General features: G+C 72.4%; 2 protein-coding genes. Both read right to left on the reverse strand.

What is annotated here, in order from left to right:
• Window positions 1-688: hypothetical protein (locus tag ACWDCZ_RS41320; RefSeq protein ID WP_449818720.1), on the reverse strand; the 688-nt coding region annotated here is incomplete at its 3' end.
• Between the two features lie 67 nt (window positions 689-755).
• A complete protein-coding gene (locus ACWDCZ_RS41325) occupies window positions 756-1361 on the reverse strand; it encodes a hypothetical protein (protein WP_449818721.1) in 606 nt (201 codons plus the stop codon).
• Window positions 1362-1488 lie beyond the last annotated feature (127 nt).

Raw genomic sequence — 1488 nt, forward strand, 5'->3', positions numbered from 1 at the left:
GCACGTTCCCCGGCCCGACGGCGTCGACGATCGAACCGATCGCTTGGAAGGCCCAGTACTGGCTGAACGCGAAGTCCTCGGAGACCGCCGCCTCGACGAGCGCCGGCAAGAACTCCTCCTCCGGCCGGGCGTACAGGCGGGCGTAGGCCGCCAGCCTGGTCCCGCCGTCGGGGGAGCCGAGGGCGGAGGCGGTGTCGTAGTCGGCCACCAGCGGAGTGAACCTGGCCAGCTCGGCGAAGATCAGCTCCTGACGGTAGGTCCGCGCAGGCCCCGACGGCTCCCTGCGCCGCAGGTCCGCGTACTCGTCGACGAGACGGCCGACCGTCTGCTCCGCCTCGGCGCCCTGAACACCCTCGCCGCCGGCCACCAGGGCGACGCGGGCCTGGCGGCTCGCGTCGTCCACCGCCTCCCGCGCCTCCGCGGCTTGCTGTTCGACCGCTTCCACACGCTCCTGCAACTGCCGGTACTGGAACTTGGCGCCCCCGGGCAGTTCGATGCTCTCGAAGAGGTCGCCCAGCCACGGGACCACGGCGATTGCGGCCAGGACCAGCGTCGCGCCGTCGATCTTCAGATCCGGCCTGACGGTGTGGACGACACCGACACCCAGCGCGCCAAGAGAAATCACGGCGGCCACCAGCCGCCTCCGCCGTCCTTCGCGCACGCCTTCCCGACCCCCCGTGTCCGCCATACCCCCAGTATCCCGATCCCGGAGAGCGGTCCACCACCCGGTCGGACTACCGCCGTCGATCAGGGCCTCAGCTGTACGGGCTCCAGCGGCCGAAGCGGGCCAGCAGCTCTTGGGCGGCGTCCTCGTTCAGGCCGAGCGCGGCGGCGGTCTCCTTCAGGCTCAGGTCACGCCGGGCATCCCGGGCGGGCCAGTAGGCCTTCCGCTCCGCCGTCACCTCCAGCAGCCTCGCGGCCCTCAGCGCGGCCAGTGGGGAGTCGTTCCCCAGCTTCTCGATCCCCTCCGCCAGGAGGCGCAGCAACTCGCCGAGTTCCTCCGGCAGGGCCACAGCGGACTCCTCCACCTCGGCGGCGTGCCGGTCCCACTCCTCCTCGCAGCTCTCCGCCAGGTCCAGGGCCGCTTCACCGAGGGCCCGCTCGCCGATCTGGTCCCAGTCGAGGGGACGCGCAGCACCGGACCAACCGCAGGAGCACACGGCGCGCAGCATGTGCGCCCTCGGGCGGAGACCTGAGCTGCCGTCGTACACGTTCCACTGCGTGGTCGTCCGCCCGGCTCCGTGTTCCGTCAGGATGAGGTAGGCGGGCTCGGGAACGGTGCCGTCGGGCAGGAGCACGCCGACGGCTCCCTCGTGCGAGGCCCCGAACTCGTCCGTCGTCCACGTCTCCCGCTCGCCCACGATGCCCTCCAAGGCTCAGCCCGTCCAAGCGCCCGTCTGCCGGGCGCGGGACCGACGATCCCGCAGTAGGTGCCGCTTCGCGTGAACCCGCACCGACGGGGGAGGCCGTGGCGGTAGCGTCGGCCGC

Source organism: Kitasatospora sp. NPDC001225 (assembly GCF_053597855.1).